Origin of the sequence: uncultured Gimesia sp. (genome assembly GCF_937919775.1) — a bacterium.
Lineage (GTDB): Bacteria > Planctomycetota > Planctomycetia > Planctomycetales > Planctomycetaceae > Gimesia.
This window is the reverse complement of record NZ_CALFPF010000508.1, coordinates 1-20,625: the sequence shown is the minus strand read 5'-3', so window position 1 is coordinate 20,625 and position 20,625 is coordinate 1. Positions and strand designations below refer to the sequence as shown.

General features: G+C 50.4%; 11 protein-coding genes. 4 read left to right on the top strand and 7 right to left on the bottom strand.

Going from position 1 to position 20,625, the window contains the following annotated elements; all coding sequences use genetic code 11:
* The first annotated feature begins 53 nt into the window (after positions 1–53).
* Positions 54–3,116, top strand: coding sequence for a PSD1 and planctomycete cytochrome C domain-containing protein (locus Q0294_RS14540; RefSeq protein WP_299466820.1), 3,063 nt, complete (start codon positions 54–56; stop codon positions 3,114–3,116).
* Between the two features lie 4 nt (positions 3,117–3,120).
* Positions 3,121–4,581 (top strand): DUF1501 domain-containing protein, encoded by a 1,461-nt coding sequence (locus Q0294_RS14535; RefSeq protein WP_299466818.1) that lies wholly within the window; start codon positions 3,121–3,123, stop codon positions 4,579–4,581.
* Positions 4,582–4,632: 51 nt separating this feature from the next.
* Here the strand turns inward: Q0294_RS14535 and Q0294_RS14530 are convergent, their stop codons facing one another.
* The 4 genes from Q0294_RS14530 to Q0294_RS14515 all read right to left on the bottom strand — a co-directional run bounded on the left by Q0294_RS14530 (position 4,633) and on the right by Q0294_RS14515 (position 12,762).
* Positions 4,633–5,961, bottom strand: coding sequence for a DUF1501 domain-containing protein (locus Q0294_RS14530; RefSeq protein ID WP_299466815.1), 1,329 nt, complete (start codon positions 5,959–5,961; stop codon positions 4,633–4,635).
* 49 nt (positions 5,962–6,010) lie between these two features.
* Complete coding sequence (locus Q0294_RS14525; protein WP_299466812.1) at positions 6,011–8,290, bottom strand: DUF1549 and DUF1553 domain-containing protein; 2,280 nt, start codon at positions 8,288–8,290, stop codon at positions 6,011–6,013.
* Positions 8,291–8,316: 26 nt separating this feature from the next.
* Positions 8,317–10,863 carry a PPC domain-containing protein gene (locus tag Q0294_RS14520; RefSeq protein ID WP_299466809.1) on the bottom strand — a complete coding sequence of 849 codons (2,547 nt, stop codon included), beginning with the start codon at positions 10,861–10,863 and terminating at the stop codon, positions 8,317–8,319.
* A 471-nt stretch (positions 10,864–11,334) separates the two neighbouring features.
* Entirely contained in the window at positions 11,335–12,762 is a 1,428-nt protein-coding gene (locus Q0294_RS14515; RefSeq protein ID WP_299466804.1) for a DUF1501 domain-containing protein, read from the bottom strand.
* 294 nt (positions 12,763–13,056) lie between these two features.
* Here Q0294_RS14515 and Q0294_RS14510 point away from each other — a divergent pair, with 294 nt between their 5' ends.
* Both Q0294_RS14510 and Q0294_RS14505 read left to right on the top strand, forming a co-directional pair.
* Positions 13,057–15,567 carry a DUF1549 and DUF1553 domain-containing protein gene (locus Q0294_RS14510; RefSeq protein ID WP_299466801.1) on the top strand — a complete coding sequence of 837 codons (2,511 nt, stop codon included), beginning with the start codon at positions 13,057–13,059 and terminating at the stop codon, positions 15,565–15,567.
* Positions 15,568–15,588: 21 nt separating this feature from the next.
* Positions 15,589–18,123, top strand: a complete 2,535-nt coding sequence (locus Q0294_RS14505; RefSeq protein WP_299466799.1) for a hypothetical protein — start codon at positions 15,589–15,591, stop codon at positions 18,121–18,123.
* A 141-nt stretch (positions 18,124–18,264) separates the two neighbouring features.
* Here the strand turns inward: Q0294_RS14505 and Q0294_RS14500 are convergent, their stop codons facing one another.
* The 3 genes from Q0294_RS14500 to Q0294_RS14490 form a co-directional block, all read right to left on the bottom strand.
* Positions 18,265–18,849, bottom strand: a complete 585-nt coding sequence (locus Q0294_RS14500) for a redoxin family protein (RefSeq protein ID WP_299466796.1) — start codon at positions 18,847–18,849, stop codon at positions 18,265–18,267.
* 204 nt (positions 18,850–19,053) lie between these two features.
* Positions 19,054–19,995 (bottom strand): DUF1559 domain-containing protein, encoded by a 942-nt coding sequence (locus Q0294_RS14495; RefSeq protein WP_299466793.1) that lies wholly within the window; start codon positions 19,993–19,995, stop codon positions 19,054–19,056.
* 130 nt (positions 19,996–20,125) lie between these two features.
* The coding region (locus tag Q0294_RS14490) for a carboxypeptidase-like regulatory domain-containing protein (protein ID WP_299466790.1) at positions 20,126–20,625 on the bottom strand (500 nt) is incomplete at its 5' end.

Here is a 20,625-nt window from a genome sequence, read left to right as displayed (position 1 = left end):
ATTCATAGATCAAGCCAACTTTGGCTTTTAATGCTGCTCAGAGGGTATCTATCGTGAACGTAATCAGAATCATTATGATCGCTTTGACGGCAACGTTCTTGACCTGCGTTGCTGCAGCGGAGGAAAAAGTCGAATTCAATCGCGACGTGTTGCCGATTCTCTCCAATCATTGTTATGCCTGCCATGGACCGGATTCAGCGACGCGTGAAGCAGGTTTGCGTTTGGATCAGCGAGAATCAACCACGGGCAAAGCAGATTCCGGCAAACGGGCAGTCACTCCCGGTAACGTGCAGGTCAGCGAATTGATCCGTCGCATCACTACCGAAGATGAAAACGAGCGTATGCCTCCGGTTAAAGGACCGAAGCCGCTGAATGCTGATCAGATTGCAACTCTCAAAACGTGGATCATGCAAGGTGCGGAATTCCAACCACACTGGGCCTTCATTCCACCAAAACAACCAGCGATACCGAAGACGCTGAACTCTGCCTGGCCGAAGAATGAGATCGATCACTTCGTATTGGCGCGATTGGAACGTGTTGGGATAAAACCGGCCCGCGAAGCAAATCGTGAAACGTTAATCCGACGCGTAGCCTTTGATTTGACCGGCCTGCCACCAACGCTGAAGGAAATCGACCTGTTCCTTTCCGATCAATCTCCCCACGCGTACGAACAGATGGTTGATCGTTATCTTGCCTCGCCAGCCTACGGCGAACATATGGCGCGGCACTGGCTCGATCTGGCTCGTTATGCAGACAGTAACGGCTATCAATATGATACCGAACGCGAACAATGGATCTGGCGCGACTGGGTCATCAACGCCTATAACAGCAACAAACCGTTCAACGAATTCACGATTGAGCAACTTGCCGGTGACCTGCTACCAGCCGCCACTGACCAGCAACGACTGGCAACCGGTTTCAATCGAAATCACGGCATCACCATCGAAGGTGGCATCATCGATGAAGAGTATCGCACTGAATACGTGATGGACCGGCTGGTGACCACCGGCGATGTCTGGCTCGCACTCACCATCGGTTGCGCCCGCTGTCACGAACATAAATTCGATCCGATCTCTCAAAAGGAATTCTACCAGCTTTATGCCTTCTTCAATCAGGTACCCGAGCGAGGCATGCAGGGTTTTGCTCCCAAACAGCGTATCCCTTCGCCACTTGCCTCAGATTCACAGAAAGTCTTCGACGTGGAACTGGCTCGATTGAAAGCAGAGCTGCAGAAACCCGCCGAGATCGATGAGCAATTAAATCTATGGTCAAAGAACATCTCCGGGCAGGCCGTCAGCGGCTGGACGGTGGTTGAACCGCTCACGATGAAATCGTCCGGCGGAACAACGCTCACGAAACTCGCAGACAATTCCCTGCTGGCCAGCGGGGCCAATCCTCAAAAGGATGTCTACGAGATCGTCTCAAAAACTGATGCCACAAATCTGACGGCAGTCCGGTTGGAGGCACTCACACATGAGTCGCTTCCAGGCAGTGGACCAGGACGGCATAGCAATTCCAACTTCGTTCTGAGTGAGTTTGAACTGACGGCGGTTTCAACGGCAGATCCGTCCAAACAGCAAACAATCAAATTCATCCGCGCCATCGCCGACTATTCACAAGCCAATTATGAAATTGACAAAGCCATTGATGGCAATCAAACCGGTAACAACGGCTGGGCCGTGGATGGTCCCACTCGCAAACTTCCCGCGACCGCCCTGTTCATCGCGTCCTCGCCTTTTGGCTTCGAAGGGGGCACGGAGTTACAGTTTCGCCTGCGTCACGAGGCCGGTTTTTCAACGCACGGTGTGGGACGACCGCGACTTTCGATTACCGACGATACTCCTGAAACTCTCGAGTTACATGGCATTCCCGCCGACATACGTCAGATTGCAGGCAAGGAACGAGACCAGCGAACGACCAATGAGCAAAAACAACTGCAGGAATATTTCCTCGCTCATCATAATCCACAGCAGGCACTGGAACAACGCGTCGCTGAACTCGAAAAGCAAAAGGTGGCAGCGATTCCCGAGACCATGATCATGCAGGATATGGCCCAGCCACGAGCGACTTATCTCCTCGATCGCGGACAATACAATGAACCACGCGAACAGGTCTCGCCCGATGTGCCCGCGATCTTTCCGGCGATGCCGAAAACGGCAGCGAAAAACCGCCTGGGTTTCGCGAACTGGCTGGTTGACCCCGGCCATCCGCTTACAGCACGTGTTGCCGTGAATCGATACTGGCAACGACTCTTTGGGTTGGGACTGGTAAAAACGTCCGAAGATTTTGGAGTGCAGGGAGAATTACCCAGCCATCCGGAACTGCTGGACTGGTTGGCATTGGAGTTTATTCGCAGCGGTTGGGATATCAAACACATGCAGCGGTTGATCGTCAACTCGGCGACCTATCGACAGACTTCCCACGTTGGTGCCGACGCCTATCGAAAAGACCCTGAAAATCGACTGCTCGCTCGAGGCCCGCGGATGCGGCTGGATGCCGAACAAATTCGCGACGCCACATTAGCGGTCGGCGGCTCGCTGGTGCAGCAACAGGGTGGTAAAAGCGTCTACCCGTATCAGCCGAAAGGACTGTGGCTCGAATTGAACAACCGGCCTAATTACTCAAAGGCATATCCACAAGGCAGCGGCAACGATCTCTACCGACGGAGTCTCTACACATTCTGGAAGCGAACGGTACCGTCTCCAATGTTGAAAACGCTTGACGCTCCGGAACGTGAATTCTGTACGATTCGCCGCTCACGGACCAACACGCCGTTGCAGGCGTTGTTGCTATTGAACGGTCCGCAATTTGTCGAAGCAGCCAGGAAGCTGGCAGAGCGGATGCTGACCGAAGGGGGCTCGACTGTTGACGAACAGATTACGTACGGTTTTCGACTGGTCACCGCGCGAAATCCCAGCACCGCTGAACTGGCAGTGTTTCGCGAAGCTTATGACACGGACCTGAAGCATTACACCAACGCTCAGAATGCAGCACAGAAACTGCTGCAGGTGGGAGATTCCGCATTTAATAAAAGTCTCAATCAGGCCGAGCTGGCCGCCTGCACCAGTCTTGCGCGCGTATTCCTGAATTTGGACGAAGCGATTACGAAGGAATAAGATCATGCCCCATCCCTTATCTGAAATGCAAATACATCAAAACCGGCGTCAATTCTTCGGCCGCTCGAGTACCGGCATTGGTGTGGTGGCGCTCGCCTCGTTGCTGAATCGCGACCTGTTTTCTAAAGAAACAGCCAGCGATGCATCACGTGTCGGCGGACTGCCGGGCATTCCTCACTTTGCTCCCAAAGCCAAACGAGTCATCTACCTGCTGCAGTCCGGCGCGCCTTCTCAGGTCGACTTGCTCGATTTTAAGCCGTCGCTGGAGAAACTGCACATGACTGAGTTACCCGACACCGTGCGTAAGGGACAGAGACTGACGGGGATGACCGCGGGACAGAAGCAGTTCCCCGTTGTCAAATCACCGTGGAAGTTCCAGCAGCACGGAGAATCGGGAACGTGGCTGAGCGATCTGTTACCACATATGGGGAAAGTGGCTGATGACATTTGCGTCATCAATTCCATGCATACAGAAGCGATCAATCATGACCCGGCGATCACCTTCTTTCAGTCGGGGCATCAGCAACCGGGGCGTCCAAGTATCGGGGCGTGGCTCAGCTACGGACTGGGCAGCGAGACTGAAAACCTGCCTTCGTTTGTTGTGCTGCTCAGCAAAAATTCGTTCAACCAGGCTCAACCGCTGTACGATCGATTGTGGGGGAGCGGTTTTTTATCGTCGAAGTATCAGGGGGTAAAATTCCGTAGCCAGGGTGATCCGGTTTTATACCTGAGCGATCCGGCCGGCGGCAGTGACGCGAATCGTCGGATGATGCTGGACCGTCTGTCAAAACTCAACCAGATGCGTGAGCAGGAAATTGGCGATCCGGAAATCACCGCACGGATCGCCCAATATGAAATGGCGTACCGCATGCAGACATCGGTGCCGGAACTGGCTGATATTTCGAATGAGTCGGCCAGCACCCTCAAACTGTATGGCGACGATGTGAAGGAACCCGGTACACACGCGGCAAACTGTCTGCTCGCGCGAAGACTGGCCGAACGTGGCGTACGTTTCATTCAAGTATTTCACCGTGGCTGGGATCATCATAGCAACGTTCAGCAGCATCTGCCGACACTGGCTAAGCAGACCGATCAAGGTTCTGCCGCGCTCATTGCTGATTTAAAACAACGCGGGATGCTGGACGAAACACTCGTGATCTGGGGAGGGGAGTTTGGTCGCACCGTTTATTCACAAGGCAATCCCAAGGCGTTTGGCCGAGATCATCACCCACGTTGTTTTTCCCTCTGGATGGCGGGGGGCGGCATCAAGCCCGGCCTCACCTACGGGCGAACCGACGATTACTGCTACAACATCACAGAGAATCCGGTGCATGTTCATGACTTTCACGCCACGATCCTGCACTGCCTCGGCATCAACCACGAACGTCTCACCTACCGTTTCCAGGGTCGTGACTATCGTCTCACCGACGTACATGGAACAGTGGTAAAGGATATCGTGAAGTGATGGCGGCAAACTGGTAATTGCCGTCTTCCCCGATTGAGAGCGTGCCATCGGTCAAGACAACTCGCGAATGGGTTGACCTGTATCGATGATGCTTGTGGGGCGTCCGGAAGCATCGTTGAAGTGCGTATCCAGAGGGATTCCCAGCTTTTGATAGATGGTTGCCAGCAGATCCATCGGAGTCGTTTTGCGTTCTACCACTCCACCACCAAATTTTTCACTGGCTCCGACGACGCGCCCTCCCGCAATACCGCCTCCGGCAAACATCACTGTAAAGCAATTCGACCAGTGATCCCTCCCGGCGTGGCCATTGATCATCGGAGTGCGACCAAATTCACCAGCACAAAAAATCAGCACATCCTGCAGCATGCCACGCTGATCAAGATCCTGAATCAGTGTGGCAATCGCACGATCTAAAGGGGGCAATTGTTCCTCGAGACCTTTTTCAATCGCATCATGGTGATCCCAGTATCCGGTGTTGATGGTCACACAGCTACTCCCTGCTTCGACGAGTCGTCTGGCCAGGAGCGCACTTTGGCCGTATTTGTGACGTCCATACTGATCCCGGAGTCTGGTGTCCTCACTGCTCAAATCGAAGGCTTTGCGAACACGTTCGCCGGTAACCATTTCTAATGCTTGTGTCTTGAAAGAGTCCAGACCTTCGATCACTCCTGATTTGTCGACATCGCGGTTCAGGGTGTCAAACTTTTTAAGCAGTTCACGTCGCGATTCGACACTTTTCAAAGTCAATCCTTCTGGCAGAGCCAGATTGGGGATTTTGAAGTTTTTGGAATTGGGATCCGTGCCGACTTCAAACGGGTTATACGATTTTCCCAGATAAACGGCCCCCTGATAACCAAAGGCTTCAGACTTGGGGATCGTCACATAAGGCGGCATATGCTCGGCGTGGGCGCCTAAAGTTCGCGCGATCACGGAGCCAAAGGACGGTTTCTGTGGCGCGTTGCGTGCCAAAGTAGGCCCAAAATAACCTGTTTGCATCCAGTGCGCAGAAGGTGCGTGAATACCATTTTCATGATGGACCGACCTGACTTGCGAAATATGCTGCATGACTTTCGCCTGCATTGGAAATCGTTCTGTCACGTGAATATCAGAAACGGAAGTCGCAATCGGGCGATACATGCCGCGATATTCCGCGGGCGCGTTTGGTTTCATATCGTACGTGTCCTGCTGGCTCATCCCGCCATGTGTCCAGAACACAATCAAAGACTTATTCGTTTTGTTGCGGACCGTTTCTTTAGCCGATGCGCGTATTTTCAGCAAATCAGCAAGCCCCAGCCCCAAAACAGGCGCTCCAAGCTGCAGGAAATGACGACGGTTGAATCCGTCACTATCGGAGTTTCGTGTTCCTGAAACGGATAACATAAACTCGGTCTCCAAAGTCTGTTGATATTTGATTTACCAGTCACTGCGTTCAATGATTCATCATAAACTCATTCGTGGCCAGGAGTGCCCACAACAGCGAACGGTATCCCTCCTGTCGGCTTTTTTCGGAATTCAGATATTCAACGGCCATTTTTTCTTCTGCCGCACGGGGATTTCGCGAAAACGTCCGCAGAAAAATAGAGCGTACATTTTCTGAATGCGATTTCGTATTTGTCCCAAGTCTTTCGACATACCCGTTTTTCTCCGTCATTTTCCGCTGGATCTCATTTGAATTGACCAGTTCGAGAGCTTGTGACAAAGCGGGGGCATCTGTCCGTTCGCATTCGCATGCAGAAGTACGAGACGGGCGCCCAAACGCGTCCAGAAAATTCAAACGCACATTCTCGTCAGGCAAATTCACAGCCCGCATTCCCTCGGGGAATTGCCCCGGTCCACCTGGAAAGATGGTCGGAACATCCAAAACCTGACTGATGCCATCGAGAAGAACCTCAGCAGAAATTCGTTTCGGATAATAGCGGGCAAAGCACTGTGTATCCTCCTGGTTCGTCTGATTGGGAACGGAACTAAGCTGGTAAGCAGAGGAGTTTGTTATGACTCGAATCAATCTTTTCACGTCGTAGCCATTAGCAGAAAAATCGTAGGCCAATTCTTCGATCAATTCCGGATTTGTGGGCGGGTTGGTGCTGCGTGCATCATCAATCGGATGAATAATTCCACGACCGAAAAAGTGGCCCCACATTCGATTCACCATCGTGCGGGCAAAAAACGGATTTTCCGGACTTATCATCCATTTCGCCAGGCTCTGGCGCGGATCGTCGAAACGGGAAATTGCGAAGTCAGGTCCCCCCAGCGGACGGGGTTGCATCAGTTTCCGGGTTCGCGGATTTCGGACTTCACCTTCGTTTTTGAGGTAAATGATTTCATTCGTGGGCACTTCCGCATCAGCAAATCCCCCCTTGCGCCCCACGCGGCTAAAAATAGCAGCGAACGCATAGTAATCATTTTCGCTCCAACGTTCCGCTGGATGGTGATGGCATTGAGCACATTGAATTCTGACTCCCAGAAAACACTGGGCGATTGATTCCACATAATTGGGAGTGTTACGGACTGATCGATACCAGATTGCCGGCGGGTTCTCTGCCTGACTGCCCGTGGCAGTCAGAATTTCAGAAACAAAGCGATCATATGGCTTATTGGACAACAGGGAATCGCGAATCCACGCCGAGAACAGCATCGTGCCCGCCCGTTGTTTACTGGTGGAATAACCACTTCCGCGATTTTGCAATATGTCGGCCCATTTCAATGCAAAATAACTGGCGTATTCAGGACGCTCCAGCAGTCGATCGATTAACCTCTGCCGTTTGTCTGGGCTTGTATCCGAAAGATATGCAGTCACTTCATCAGCGGTTGGCAATGTGCCACAGATATCGAGCGTTACGCGACGGATGAAAGTCGCGTCGTCAGCCGGGGACGAAGGTGTGATTCCCAGTTTTTTCCATTGCGTAACCAGATGCTGGTCAATTTTCGAGAGTTCCCGGGGAGACGGATATGCTTCATGCTGAGCGGCTTCTAAAGAGTTGTAAGGTACGATGCCTTGAAACACGGCGATCTGATCGCCAAAACGAGCCATCACGGCAAACAATCCGCCACGAGATTGAGTCGTCACAAGGCCTTGCTTGTCAATAGTGGCGACCTCGGGATAATTGGATTCGTAAACCGCTTGCCGGGACACATCACGCTGACTTCCATCCGAAAAGTGAGCGACCACTTGTAATTTCAAATTTGAGTTTTGTTTTAAAACCTGATCTCGTGTTGATAAATTAATACGTAACAGCACCGGCGCATCAGGATCAGGTCCAGGTGCCCCCTGTCGAATCCACTCGCGCAGCACCTTGTAATCTTCTGAATCAGATTCCAGCAGCTTGCCACCTCCGTGCGGAACTCTGCCGATTGCTTTTGAGAGTAATAAACTTCGATCTGGATCTGCAGGAGAGATCCGCCGACCTCGCGCTTCCAGAGAAATTGCAGCATAATCTAACTCCGGATCGAATCCCAATAAAGAGATCTTGAAACCATTCTGGCCGGTCGACTTTCCATGACAACCGCCACTGTTGCAACTCAGCTTGGTGAGTACAGGAACCACATCCGTGAGAAAATAAATCTTCTGTTCCGGTTGGTCTGGTTTTAATCGAGTCGCGTTCTCTGCAGCCTGCAGATCGGCATTCAAGACCATCAGCACACAGACGATCAGCCAGGCAACCAATGGATGCCACTCTGTGAAGTTCAATTTTTTATTGAAGCGGAACATGTGATTTCGATTCGCTAATTAAAAGACTACTCAGTAATCTCCAGATCGAGGAAACAACTTCCGTGATACACTGGCTGCTCTTCTACAACCCCTACAGCGGACAATCGTATGAAAGGCAGTTTTCCTAAAGGAGCATCATCGTTCGCAATAATCTGGAGGGTTCCCCGATCACTTTGTCCGACAAAAGTGACTCCCCGCACACGCAGCCCATCAAGTTTGTCGGCTGCTTCGAGTTCGGTGTGAATTTTATTAATGAAACCATTCACCCGTTTTGCTGAATATTTCACCTGGATCGTTTCGCCGCGTCGAATCTTTCCGGGGGCATCAGAATCGACGGCGACGACAAAAGCGGCCGGTTTCACTTCAAAGGTCACAGGGTTACTAAAGACAACAACAGACTTTTTCTGCTTTGTGCCAGACTTCTGTACGACTTCGGCTTGCGCCTGGACCGTGATTGTATATTGGCCGACCGGCAGATACGGCGGTAAATAAAAACTGAGATAGCCTTTATTTTTCCCTGGAGGGATCGTGGCTGTCTGATTTTGAATCATGTCAGGCACCCCCACTCCCATCAGTCGTACCGGTTCGTTATCACTGAGCTTACGTCGGTCAAGGAGAACCGCCACATCGAGTACAGAACCGGGAGCATGCCGAATATTCATCTCACCAAACAGATCATGCTTCCGTTTTTCATGTCCATCCGCGGTAATTCGAAAAGGAGCTGCTCCCGTCACTGCCAGAGGGATTTCTGTCGTGAGCCGACTTGATCCGTTCGGCAGGTCTGTCCGTACGCCGGTTCCGCCGCGAACTTTTTTCGTTCCGCTCTGCATAGAGAAACCATTGAGACTGAGATTTCCCCAATAAGGCAATGCATTCTCATCAGCGGTCACCGTGAGTAATGCCCGATCTTCCCCCGGGCCCAACCAGACTTCAGGACAACGAATTCCTTGAGGAAGGTTATCGGCGTTCACTCGAATGGAGTCGGTCATCCCTCGTTTCCGTAAAGCAATCACATCCAAAACAGCACGACCGCCGCGTTTCACGTTAAGAGAAGCGGGTTCCGCTTGATGAGAGACGACTGTCAGGTGAAATTCAGGTTCCTGGCGCCTTAAGCTGAATCGGTAGACACGCCGAGGGTCATCATCCAGGCCACCACGAATATTTTGTATCATGATCAAATACCGTCCATCCTCCGGTACAATCCATTTACCGGCAGGATCAAGATGACTGGAAGGAAATTTCTTCCCCGCGATATTTTTCACTTCATCACTGAACTGTTTCAAAGTCTGCTCTGCCGAAGAATTCAAGAGCCTTACGTCGAGATCAACGGGCGAGTTAATCCGTTGACCAAATGCTTCGATCCAGAGTACCTCACCTCGCCTGACTTGAATGGCATACCAGTCTCTCTCGTCCCCCGCGATAAGTTGACCACTGATTTCAGAGGGACAAGGTATTTCCTGGGCAGTGCCGGGCGTCTGGTGTGTTTCGTTTTCACGAATCACGGGAACATCCGTTAAACCGATCGATATTGGCGCGTGGCAATTCGCGAAATGAAAAGCAAATCCATCCATATCAGCCTGATTACTGCGCCTCCTAATGGGGAATGGAGTGGCATCATTTTCCGCAGGAGGTGTGATTGTTACATCGAGCCGTTCGAATTCGTTATCCGATAAGGAATTTTTCCATTTTTCCTGCTGCAGATCCCCCTGCTCTACATCGCCCAGTTCCAATAATCGTCTTTCAAGATCGACCGATTTGCTGCTTGCGATCTCCTGATTTGATTCCTGTTTGAGATTTCCCAGGTTCCAGCCATAAATCGAAACCTGTGAAGGTGTCCCGCGCTGGATAGCCGCTGGAACAGTAAACAACATGCGAGGGCCGGTATCGATATCCAGCCGATAAAAATGATCAGCGCTACCGGAATAGACAAGATCAAACACCTTCACGAAATAGTTGCCATCTGCGGGCACCGTGAAATTGATCAATGGATCAATCCCAAAAAAACCTCGATTGACGGCCAGACGCCGCCCCTTGTCATCGTAGACTTCTAATATCGCACGCAGACTCGAATCGAGTCGTTCTGCCCGACATTCGATAATGACGCGTTGTCCCTGACTGGCAAAAAACTGAAATAAATCAATGTCCCCCTTTTTTTCGATGCGGCCGTTGATCGAAACGTCCAGCGAAGTGGTTTGCGCAGACTGAAACGTTTCGTTTGGTTCACTTTCGAGCACATCAGATCGATTGCCAACAAAGAACGTTCTCGGTGAACTCAATCCGTTTCGACAGAGTACCCGCACATCATAGGATCCTGCTGGTATGCTTTGGGGGATATTGACGCGGAATCGATGCTGATCAATTTTCTCAGATGAGATATCAGGCCGACTGCAGATTAACCGTGAAACTTCGTCCAAACCAGTGCCGGTCACTGTCACTTCGATCGTGCTACCCGCTTGTCCCCCCGGCGGAAATACTGATTTCAGAACAGGATTGGGAAGCTCAGCCGCTGCGGATGTCACAATCAGCAAGAGATAGCTGAGAGCAAACAGACTGAATCGGCCCGGGTGACACACGATAAACTCTCCTCTCTCTCTCTGGTTGAATTCCGGCGTCGAATCGACGTTGGATAAATCTTCAGCAATCAATTCACAGAGAGGCTTTGATACAGCGGAGCATCTTTTTCTAAACTTTACATTACATAAATTCCGGAATGAACGTCAAGTTGGCCATGCGGTTCAAAAACTGCCTGACATGCATGTCGTTTCAGAAAATATGTTGTCACAAATTCCGAGCAACGGGTACTCGCGTATGCGATCACTTGCAATTTTTCAACACGAAGAGTTTAACTACGAATCAATCAATCGCGCACAACGAAGCTTGTATTGGGAAAAGGCAGGAAGTCTGGTTTGATCAACTCAAACCCCTTTCTGATCAGACCGTTTTATCAAATCACCGAGGTATGAAAGCCCTTGGATTTCGTCCAGGGGCAGTTTCGCATTTTTGGATGGAGGGTCTCATATCTATGGTTGGGTGGATAAGTCTCATCAGACTGATGTTGGCAGAAGCTCACGAATCGGTTTACCGAAGGGTAAGATCGGCACCGGGCGTCCCTGGAGATCATGTAAAACATATTCATGATCAATCCCGAGATGTCGATACACGGTGGCCCAAAGGTCATTCGGAGTGAGTCGTCGTTCAACCGGGTATTCGCCTTTGGGGTTTGTCGCTCCGATCACTTGACCGGTTCGCATCCCACCGCCGGAAACCAGGACAGACATTGCTTTTGGCCAGTGGTCTCGTCCGGGTTGCATCACGCCTGTTTGTGTTCCACGTTGCACTGTAATTTTGGGAGTCCGCCCGAATTCGCCGGTCACGACCAGCAGCACCCTGCGGTCCAGGCCACGTTGATAGAGATCTTCGATGAGTGCCGAGACAGCCTGATCATAAGGGGGCAAACGCCATTCACAATCTTTGAAAAGATGCGCATTGACGGCATGAGAATCCCAGTTGTAAGCGGCCGTTTTGGGTGTCGGTTTGCCGGGGAATGGATGTTCCCAGACCATCGTGACAAACCTCACGCCCGACTCAACCAGCCGTCGTCCCAGAATGGCCCGCTGGCCATACGCATTCCAGCCGTAGCGATCCCGGATTTCTTTTGGTTCTTTGGAGAGATCAAATGCACTCCGCACTTTCTCGCTCGTCAGCATATCGATGGCCTGACGATTAAAACTGTCCATGGCTGACATGGAACCGCTTTTGTCGACGTCGCGCCGGAACTTATCGATTCCATTTAACATGGCAATCCGGTCGTCCAACCGGGTCTCCATGGTTGCATTGACTCCGATGTTTTGCACTTTGAATTCCGGATCACTGGGATCGCCGGCCACCATGAAGGGAGTTGATGAAGGTCCGAGATAAGCCGGTCCCATCGCAAAGGTATCGATCGAAGCACGCGAGGAATCCACTTCAGACACACACACCGGCATTTCATTGCCGTTTTTTTGCAGCATTTTTTTCACAATCGTACTGACGGCAGGTGCGTCATTGATTGTTCCGACGGGTGTTGCGGGAACACGGCCTGTCATCAATCGCTTATGCCCACCACCATGATCGGCAAACTCATGGTGAATTGAACGGATCAAATTGAATTTATCGGCGATCTTCGCGTGTTGGGGAAGCATTTCACAAACATCGAGACCAGGCACATTCGTATGGATCGGGCCGAACTCGCCCCGATATTCAGCCGGAGCCCCTGGTTTCATGTCATAGGTTTCCATGTGAGGCGGACCGCCCGGAAGCCAGACAAAAATCACCGATGTCTCTTCTGCGGAATCTCCGATCGCTTTCGCCAGGGCCTGCTGCTGTAGCAAATCGCACATTCCCAGACCAAGCATGCCTGAGCCACCGATTTCAAGGAACGTACGACGCTTCATCGGGCCAGCACAGCGGCCTTTTCCGGAATTCCCGCTCATTTTCATCATCCCAATCGAAAAAAAACTCGTTTGGTATTTCACAACAAGTACACATCAACGTATTGTAATGTATATTGCATCGTTTAGAATGGAAATACAAGTTCAATCTATTTCAGAATCTTCTGAAATTTAAAATTGAAACCAGGCAATGCATCGTTAAATACTGCCTGGTAGATGATTTAGAGATTTTCGGGACCAGCGGGGATGCTTTCGGTTCCCTATCGCATTATATTATTGTGATGCTTTGAATTCTCAATTAGCGATTCTGTTGATCGCATAACAGTGGGAAGATCCATGAAATCAATACACTCGTTCCCGTTTCTTACCTCCTGCCTGGGAGTTCTGTTTCTTTTGAATCCAGGCGTTTCGCACGCTGCACAGCTGGTGGGATTTCTGCCGAATCAGGCAAAGGTCATCGAATTAAGTGACCCGGACGCAAGGCAGCAGTTGCTGGTCACGCTCGAAGAAAAAACCGGGATCATTCGAGATGTGACGCGGGAAGTCAACTATCAAGTTGCGCCTCAGGGAATTGTTCGGGTCAGCAAAACGGGTTATGTCACTCCACTGGCGAATGGTGCGGCAACGATCACTGCACAGTTGACGTCTGCGGCCCCTGCAACATTCTCTGTCCGGGTCTCATCATTCGCGAAACAGCGCCCCGTCAACTTTTATAATGACGTGATTCCTCAATTGACTCGGGGAGGCTGTAATAGCGGCGCCTGTCATGGCACCCCTTCGGGAAAAAACAATTTTCATCTTTCGCTGCTCGGCTTTGAGCCGCGTAATGATTTTGAATACATCACAAAAGAATCTCTGGGGCGCCGCGTGAATCCGGCAGCACCGGAAATGAGTTTACTTTTGCAAAAAGCGACCGGCAGCATACCGCACGGCGGTGGCAGTCGATTTAAACCGGATGGCCCCGAATTCAATCTGATCAGCCGCTGGATTCAGGAAGGGATGATTTACGACCCGGAAAATGACCCGATCGTAAAACGCATCGAAATCTACCCCAAGGACCGAGTCCTCCAACAGCAGTCGACACAGCAACTGATTGTGACGGCATTCTTCTCTGACGGCTCAGCTCAAGATATCACCCGCGTGGCCGAATATAAGCCAAACCAGCCCAAAATGTCCGAAGTGGATGAGCATGGTCTCGTTCAGGTCAAAGATTTCACCGGCACCACATCGGTAATGGTTCGTTTTCAGGAACATGTCGCGGTTTTCATGGCGACGATTCCACTGGGCAGGCCCACACCAAATCTGCCCACGCCGTCAAACTTTATCGATGAGCATGTTTTTGCAAAGCTGAAAGTTTTAGGGTTACCACCGTCTGCTGAATGCGATGATGCCACATTTCTGCGACGCGCGACGTTAGACATTACCGGCAGGCTTCCGACCCTCGAACAAACACAGGCGTATTTGTCCGATAAAGCTCCAGAGAAACGCGCTCGACTCATTGACGACTTGTTAGACAGTCCGGGATATGCAGATTTATTCGCCGCAAAATGGGCGGGAATCCTGCGCAACAAAGCGGGGGGAAATCTGGAGCAGGTCGCACGGGAAACGTTCGGATTCCATGCCTGGATTCGAACCAGTCTCTCCACGAATAAACCCTACAATCAATTTGTCACGGAACTGATCACAGCGCGAGGCAAACCGGGCACGAATCCGGCAGTTTCCTGGTACCGGGCCGTTCAAGATCCCAAAGACCAGATGTCAGACATCGCCCAGGTTTTTCTGGGAGTTCGTATCCAGTGTGCTCAGTGTCACCACCATCCTTATGAAAAATGGAGTCAGAACGATTTCTACGGATTCCAAGCCTTCTTTACCACCATTGGTCGCAAAGAAGTTTACAAGCTGCCGGAAGATGACATCGTCTACCATAAACGAGTCATTGCTGTCGCGAAAAACCCGAATACCGACCAGGAGCTGAAACCAACGCCACTCGACGGAGATCCACTGGAAATCCCGGCCCAACGAGATCCGAGAATCGATCTGGCAAATTGGATCACCTCGCCGAACAACCCCTTCTTTGCCAAAATACTTGTCAATCGATATTGGAAACACTTTTTCGGCAGAGGGCTGGTGGAACCGGAAGATGATATCCGAGTTACCAATCCGGCAACACACCCGGCATTGCTGGATCAACTGGCAGGGTCATTTATCAAATCGAATTATGACCTGAAACAACTCTGCCGCACCATTTGTAACAGCCGCACCTATCAGTTCAGTTCATTCCCCAACCAGAGCAATCAGGATGACGACCAGAACTACGCACGCTATTACCCACGTCGTCTCTCTGCTGAGATCATGCTGGATGCGATGAACGACGCCGCGGGAGCGAAGAATCACTTCAACCATCAACCAGTGGGAGCCCGTGCTGTCGCATTACCCGATGACTCGGCCAATGTGGAATCGTTTTTTCTGCGTGTTTTTGGTCGCCCGCAAATGGATACCGCCTGCGAATGCGAACGGACTGCCAATGCCGACCTTGCTCAAAGCCTGCACCTGATTAATTCAGATACGATGGAGAAACTCCTCTCGGCTCCTGATGGCCGGGCCATCCAGTTGGCGCGTGATAAAACCAAAGACGACCGTACGCATATCGTCGAACTTTATCTGCACACATTGTCCCGACAGCCAACACAGACGGAACTCGATACTGCTTTAGCGCATCTGGAGAAGAAGCGAAAACTGGCGGCAGCCGATCCCAAAAAGCCGTCGCTCGAACAGGCAGAAAAAGAAGCCTACGAAGATATTATCTGGGTTGTGATCAATACCAAAGAATTTTTATTCAACCACTAATATTCAACGAATGATTTGAACATGAAGACGATCAAACAGCTGAATCTGAGCGCCCGTTGTTTATTGACAGCGTTGCTGATCTTGCTTTACCAACAGTCCGTTTCTGCTCAGTTACCAACGGCTGATCTGCTGCGGATCCAGCCGTTTTCTGCCCCGGCGGGAAACACCGTGGAACTGAGCATCTCTGGCTCAAATCTGGATGATGCTACAGAACTCCGCTTTACGCATCCGGGAATCACCGCGAAGCCAGTTCTGATTCCTGCAGACGAATTCTTTCCGCAGGCTCGTGTGCAAGGTTCAAAATTCAATGTCACGGTTTCGCCGGATGTTCCCCCGGGAATCTACGAGGCACGTGCAGTTTCTTACTTTGGGTTGTCCACCGCCCGTCCTTTCGTTGTCGCAGCCTCAAACAGTCGGGAAATCCTCGAAGCCGGAAACCACTCAACTCGGGAAACGGCAATGCCTGTCGAGGTGAATTCGGTGATCACAGGCAGTGTGCCTTCACAGGGCATCGACTGGTACAAATTGAAAGCGACTTCCGGTCAGCGGGTTTTAATCGAACTGACTGCAGAGCGGATTGATTCGCGGCTAGATGGCCAGATCGTAGTTTATAATTCCAAAGGACGCGAAATTGCCCGTAACCGAGACTGGTATGGCCGCGATCCGTTCATCGAAATCAATCCAAAACAGGACAGCGAATTCTATCTGGCGATCTCCGACATTCTCTACCGGGGAGGATCGGAACACTTTTATCGTTTGAGTATTTCCGATCAACCGCATATCGATTTCGTTTTCCCACCTGCCGGGGAACCGGGCTCGAGAAACACATACACCGTTTATGGACGAAATTTACCCGGCGGCAGTTTTGGAAAATCCGTGTATCGAAATGGCCAGAAACTGGAATCGGTCGAAGTAGAAATCCCCTTACCGGACGTTGCCTCCCCCCCCGCCAGCTTCCAGCCCGGAACTCCCCGTCAGGGTCTGCTGAATGGCTTTGATTACCAGCTTGAGAATTCCAACTCAGTCAAAATCGGTTTCGCAACCGGACCGGTTGTCATTGAATCATCGGAGTTGGATCAACAAACGGTTTCGATTCCGACAGAAATTGCCGGACGATTCGATGCACCCGATGATGAAGACGTCTTTCTTTTTCATGCAGAAAAAGGCAAGACCTATTGCGTCGAAGTGATCGCTGATCGAATGAATTCCAATGTTGACGCCTCTCTGGAAATTCACCAGATCACGCGAACAAAAGAGGGAGCAGAGACCCGCAAAAAAATCGCTGATAACGATGACTTGCCCTCTTTTTTCAGCGTTGATAACAAAGATGCTATTAATCTCAACTCCAACGATGCCGCTGTTTCGTTTGTCGCAGAGCAGGATGGTGACTATGCCGTCACGGTGCTCAATCAGTTTGGCGGAGGGGGTTCTGCGGATCTTTATCGCCTGGCGATTCGAGAACCCAAACCTGATTTCCAACTGATCGCCACAACGGAACGTCCCCTGCCTTCCGGCCGAACGGGCTACTCGGTCACTCCACTCTTACGACAGGGGGCAAACTGGGGAGTCCGGATTGTCGCGCCGCGCCAAGATGGATTTACCGGCGATATTGTGATCACCGCAGAGAATTTACCGGAGGGAGTCTCGGCGGCGCCATTGACTCTCAGCGGAAAAACAGATCGCGGCGTACTCGTCATTTCGGCAGATCCTTCGGCCAAAACCTGGGCAGGTGAGATCAGAATCGTGGGAAAAGCTCAGCTCAACAATCAGCAGGTCGTCCGCGAAGCAAAGTTTGCTTCACTGATCTGGGGACACGTTTTTGCCGATGCGATCCGCGTCCGCTCCCGACTGACGATGCGCATGCCCCTGGCGGTAAATGGACAAGAACAAGCGCCTGTCATCATAGCGCCTGTTGAAAACAAAGCCTGGACTGTCGAACTCAACCAGAAGCTCGAAATCCCCATCAAAGTCACAGAAAATGGACCACGAACCGGGAATTTGACCATCGAACCACACGAACTATTCGGCATGTTACGCAGCCCTCCTACGGTCAATATCGCAGAGAAAGAAACCGAGGGAACACTGGTCATTGATTTCAGGCCCAACGGCAATTTTCAAATTGAACCCGGGCAGTATCAATTCGCCCTGCAGGGTGTTGGCGTGACTGACTATCGCCATAACCTGCCCGCCAGCATTCAGGCGGCCGCCGAACAGAAACGCATTGAAAACCTGATCGTGCAAATCAAGTCGGATATCGATCAGACAAAAGCGGCCGTCGATAAATCAAAGGGCGTGCTTGATCAAGCCAGACAGAATACGGCACAAGCCGGCTCTGAATCGGAAGCGAAATTGAAACAAGCGCAATCAGATTATGACGCGGCAGTCAAAGCCGCAAAAGAGGCGGGCGAGAAACTCACCCGTGCTGAAAATGTTCTGACAAAAGCAGCTGCCACTGCAAAATCGACGGAATCAAAAGCAGCCGCCAGTAGTAGCAAATTCGCCGTCTGGTCAAAACTGATCACAGTCACCGTCAATAAACCAGCGGACAAAAAATAATCCGCTATCGAGGCGATCAACAGTTGGATCTCTGGTCAAAAAGAATCCAGAGTGGCACGGGCACGCGATCACTTTTCCCGTACCCCATTATCTTGTCAGCAGCCTGAATTTGAGCCTGCCTCGTTTTTCGTTCGAAAACCGCTATTGTGAAAACTGTTTTTTCAAAGCAGCGCTGATGGACGGTTCGTCGTAAATCTGATCGGGATTGTAGTTACCTAAACTGATGACATGTGCTCCTTCACGATTATAAATCTGGCAGTGTGGCAAAGCGTCACCTTCAATTTTGAAGTCCCGCATGGAAGCTGCGGTGGGACCTTCCCTGCTGATAAACGTCGCAAAAGGGACCCGTTGTTTCTGCAGGTACTCAGTCACTTTTTTCCTGCTCTCCGGGCTGTCTTCATCAAGGCTGATCGTAATGATTACCAGTCCCTCTTCCGAGTACTTCAGATACCATTCACTCAAGTGATGAAATGACTCCAGGCACATCGGACACCAGAGTGCCCAGAAATCAACCAGTACGACTTTTCCCTTATGCTTTTCGATCTCTGCTTTCAAACCAGCCGGATCAATCTCCTTTAAGTGGATCTCGACGGGAGGCAGTTTATGGATAGTGACCTCGGGACCGGTAAGCGGTGCGGACTCCGGCAATTCAACAGGAGGAGCACCCCGTTGGCAGGCACACGGTAACCAGAACAAAGCAAAGATCAGTATGAAGTTTCGCATCATGAAAGTAACCATCAGTTATCAACAGCGTAATCAAACGCAATAATCAAAATAAAAAAACCGCCCTTTCCAGCTCGTTTAAAAGCCTGGAAAGGGCGGGCATAATACTAATTCTGAAAATCAAAAAGTCACTTTCAGAGTTTCCAGTTGACTTTATTTGGCAACCAGCATTACAAAATATTGGTCACCACTAACAAACACGACCTGTTATTGATTGATGCTGACGACATTACCATCATTAAACGTGTGCAAGTTTTGCCAGGTCGGTCCATCCACACTGTCAGATACAAAATGAACAGAACCATCAACCAGCAACACGTGTACTCCACCCGCATGATAACTGCGGGCAATACCTGAATTGGAACCAGTGTTTGATGTCCCATTACACCCGTTTGGTGTTGAACCAGATCGAATCGTATAAGAGGTGTTACCGACGTAAGGCCTGGCCCAGCCGAGTTTGGCTTGATTCGAACCACCGGTTTTACAGTCAATATTTGTCTTATTCTGAGCAATTTCAGAAAAACAAATGGTGTTGGATGTCCCGTCAATAATCAGTCGTAATTTCATTGCAGGGTGAGTGAGCGCTGTACCAGCCTCATTCAGCTGTCCGTTCCGCTCAGCAAAGACTCCGGAAGCACCATGATAACCACACAAGCCATAAGGATGCGTTGATCCGGAACCTGCATAATTGTGAGCTGAAAACGGAGCGCCATCAGAAGTTCGGTTGTCGCTGGGACAAATGAAAACGGGAATTTGCGTTTTGACTGCTGTCGCATTCAGTGCATCGTCATAACGCACATTCATGTTGATCTGATTGTAGACGTTAGCCTGATCAACATAAGGCAACAGCATGGTAAGCATGGTATGGTAACTGTGTGGAATTCCCGTAGTATTTAATGCAGTTGCCGAATAGTTCTGACAACAGCAAGCTTGACCATTTGCTGAAATTACAGCACGAGGAAAAACTCCCATTGTCGTGTCAATATAATTCGCGAGAGCCAAGCCAATTTGCTTCAAGTTATTTTTACAAGTACTGCGGCGTGCCGCTTCTCTCGCCTGCTGCACAGCCGGCAACAGCAACGCAATCAAGATGGCTATGATGGCAATCACAACCAAAAGTTCAATTAAGGTAAATGCCTTGCGTTTCATAAAATGCCTCCGTCTGAAATAAGGGAATAAAATTATTTATGCGAATTTAATATTGTAGAACTTTCGAAAATAACCTGTAACAAATTAATCTCAGACTATGTAAAACTGAATCAAACAAACAGTTCACTTATCATTTCGACTTTAATTCAAAATCAAACGTGGTTTGGGTTTCAGTTACTTTTGCTTCTAATTTGCTGTCCACCCCGTATTTTTTGTAAGGACCGGTATCTAAAGCGGCCGCCCCCTCTTCCCCTGCTTTTTCGTCTTTTTTCTCATTGACGATGACTGTGTAGGTAGCTGGATAAACTCCCTCCAATTTGTATTTTCCTTCGGCATCGCACACAGTTGCATACTGGCGAAATTCGGCAGGTGCGCCTGCATCAAGCCGTTGAAAAATGACTTCCACATTCGCGGATGGTTTTCCATCCAATGTAATCGTACCAGAGACAAGAACGGGCTTACCGAGGTCAGCAGTGGGGTCTTTGCCACAGCCGGAGAATACAAGCAGAGAAAGTAGCAGAACTGGATAAATAGCTCGTGGCACCTGAAATCTCCCGATTTGAAGAAGAACTAATGAATTCGAGTGAATTACTTTAAAATGAAAAATAGATTCAGATTGAAATGCTGTTA

Excerpts from the sequence above, each read along its gene's own strand:
- Q0294_RS14505 (WP_299466799.1), top strand. The coding sequence starts at position 15,589 with ATGAAGACGATCAAACAGCTGAATCTGAGCGCCCGTTGTTTATTGACA.
- Q0294_RS14530 (WP_299466815.1), bottom strand. The coding sequence starts at position 5,961 with ATGTTATCCGTTTCAGGAACACGAAACTCCGATAGTGACGGATTCAAC.
- Q0294_RS14510 (WP_299466801.1), top strand. The coding sequence starts at position 13,057 with ATGAAATCAATACACTCGTTCCCGTTTCTTACCTCCTGCCTGGGAGTT.
- Q0294_RS14535 (WP_299466818.1), top strand. The coding sequence starts at position 3,121 with ATGCCCCATCCCTTATCTGAAATGCAAATACATCAAAACCGGCGTCAA.
- Q0294_RS14500 (WP_299466796.1), bottom strand. The coding sequence starts at position 18,849 with ATGATGCGAAACTTCATACTGATCTTTGCTTTGTTCTGGTTACCGTGT.
- Q0294_RS14525 (WP_299466812.1), bottom strand. The coding sequence starts at position 8,290 with ATGTTCCGCTTCAATAAAAAATTGAACTTCACAGAGTGGCATCCATTG.
- Q0294_RS14495 (WP_299466793.1), bottom strand. The coding sequence starts at position 19,995 with ATGAAACGCAAGGCATTTACCTTAATTGAACTTTTGGTTGTGATTGCC.
- Q0294_RS14515 (WP_299466804.1), bottom strand. The coding sequence starts at position 12,762 with ATGAGCGGGAATTCCGGAAAAGGCCGCTGTGCTGGCCCGATGAAGCGT.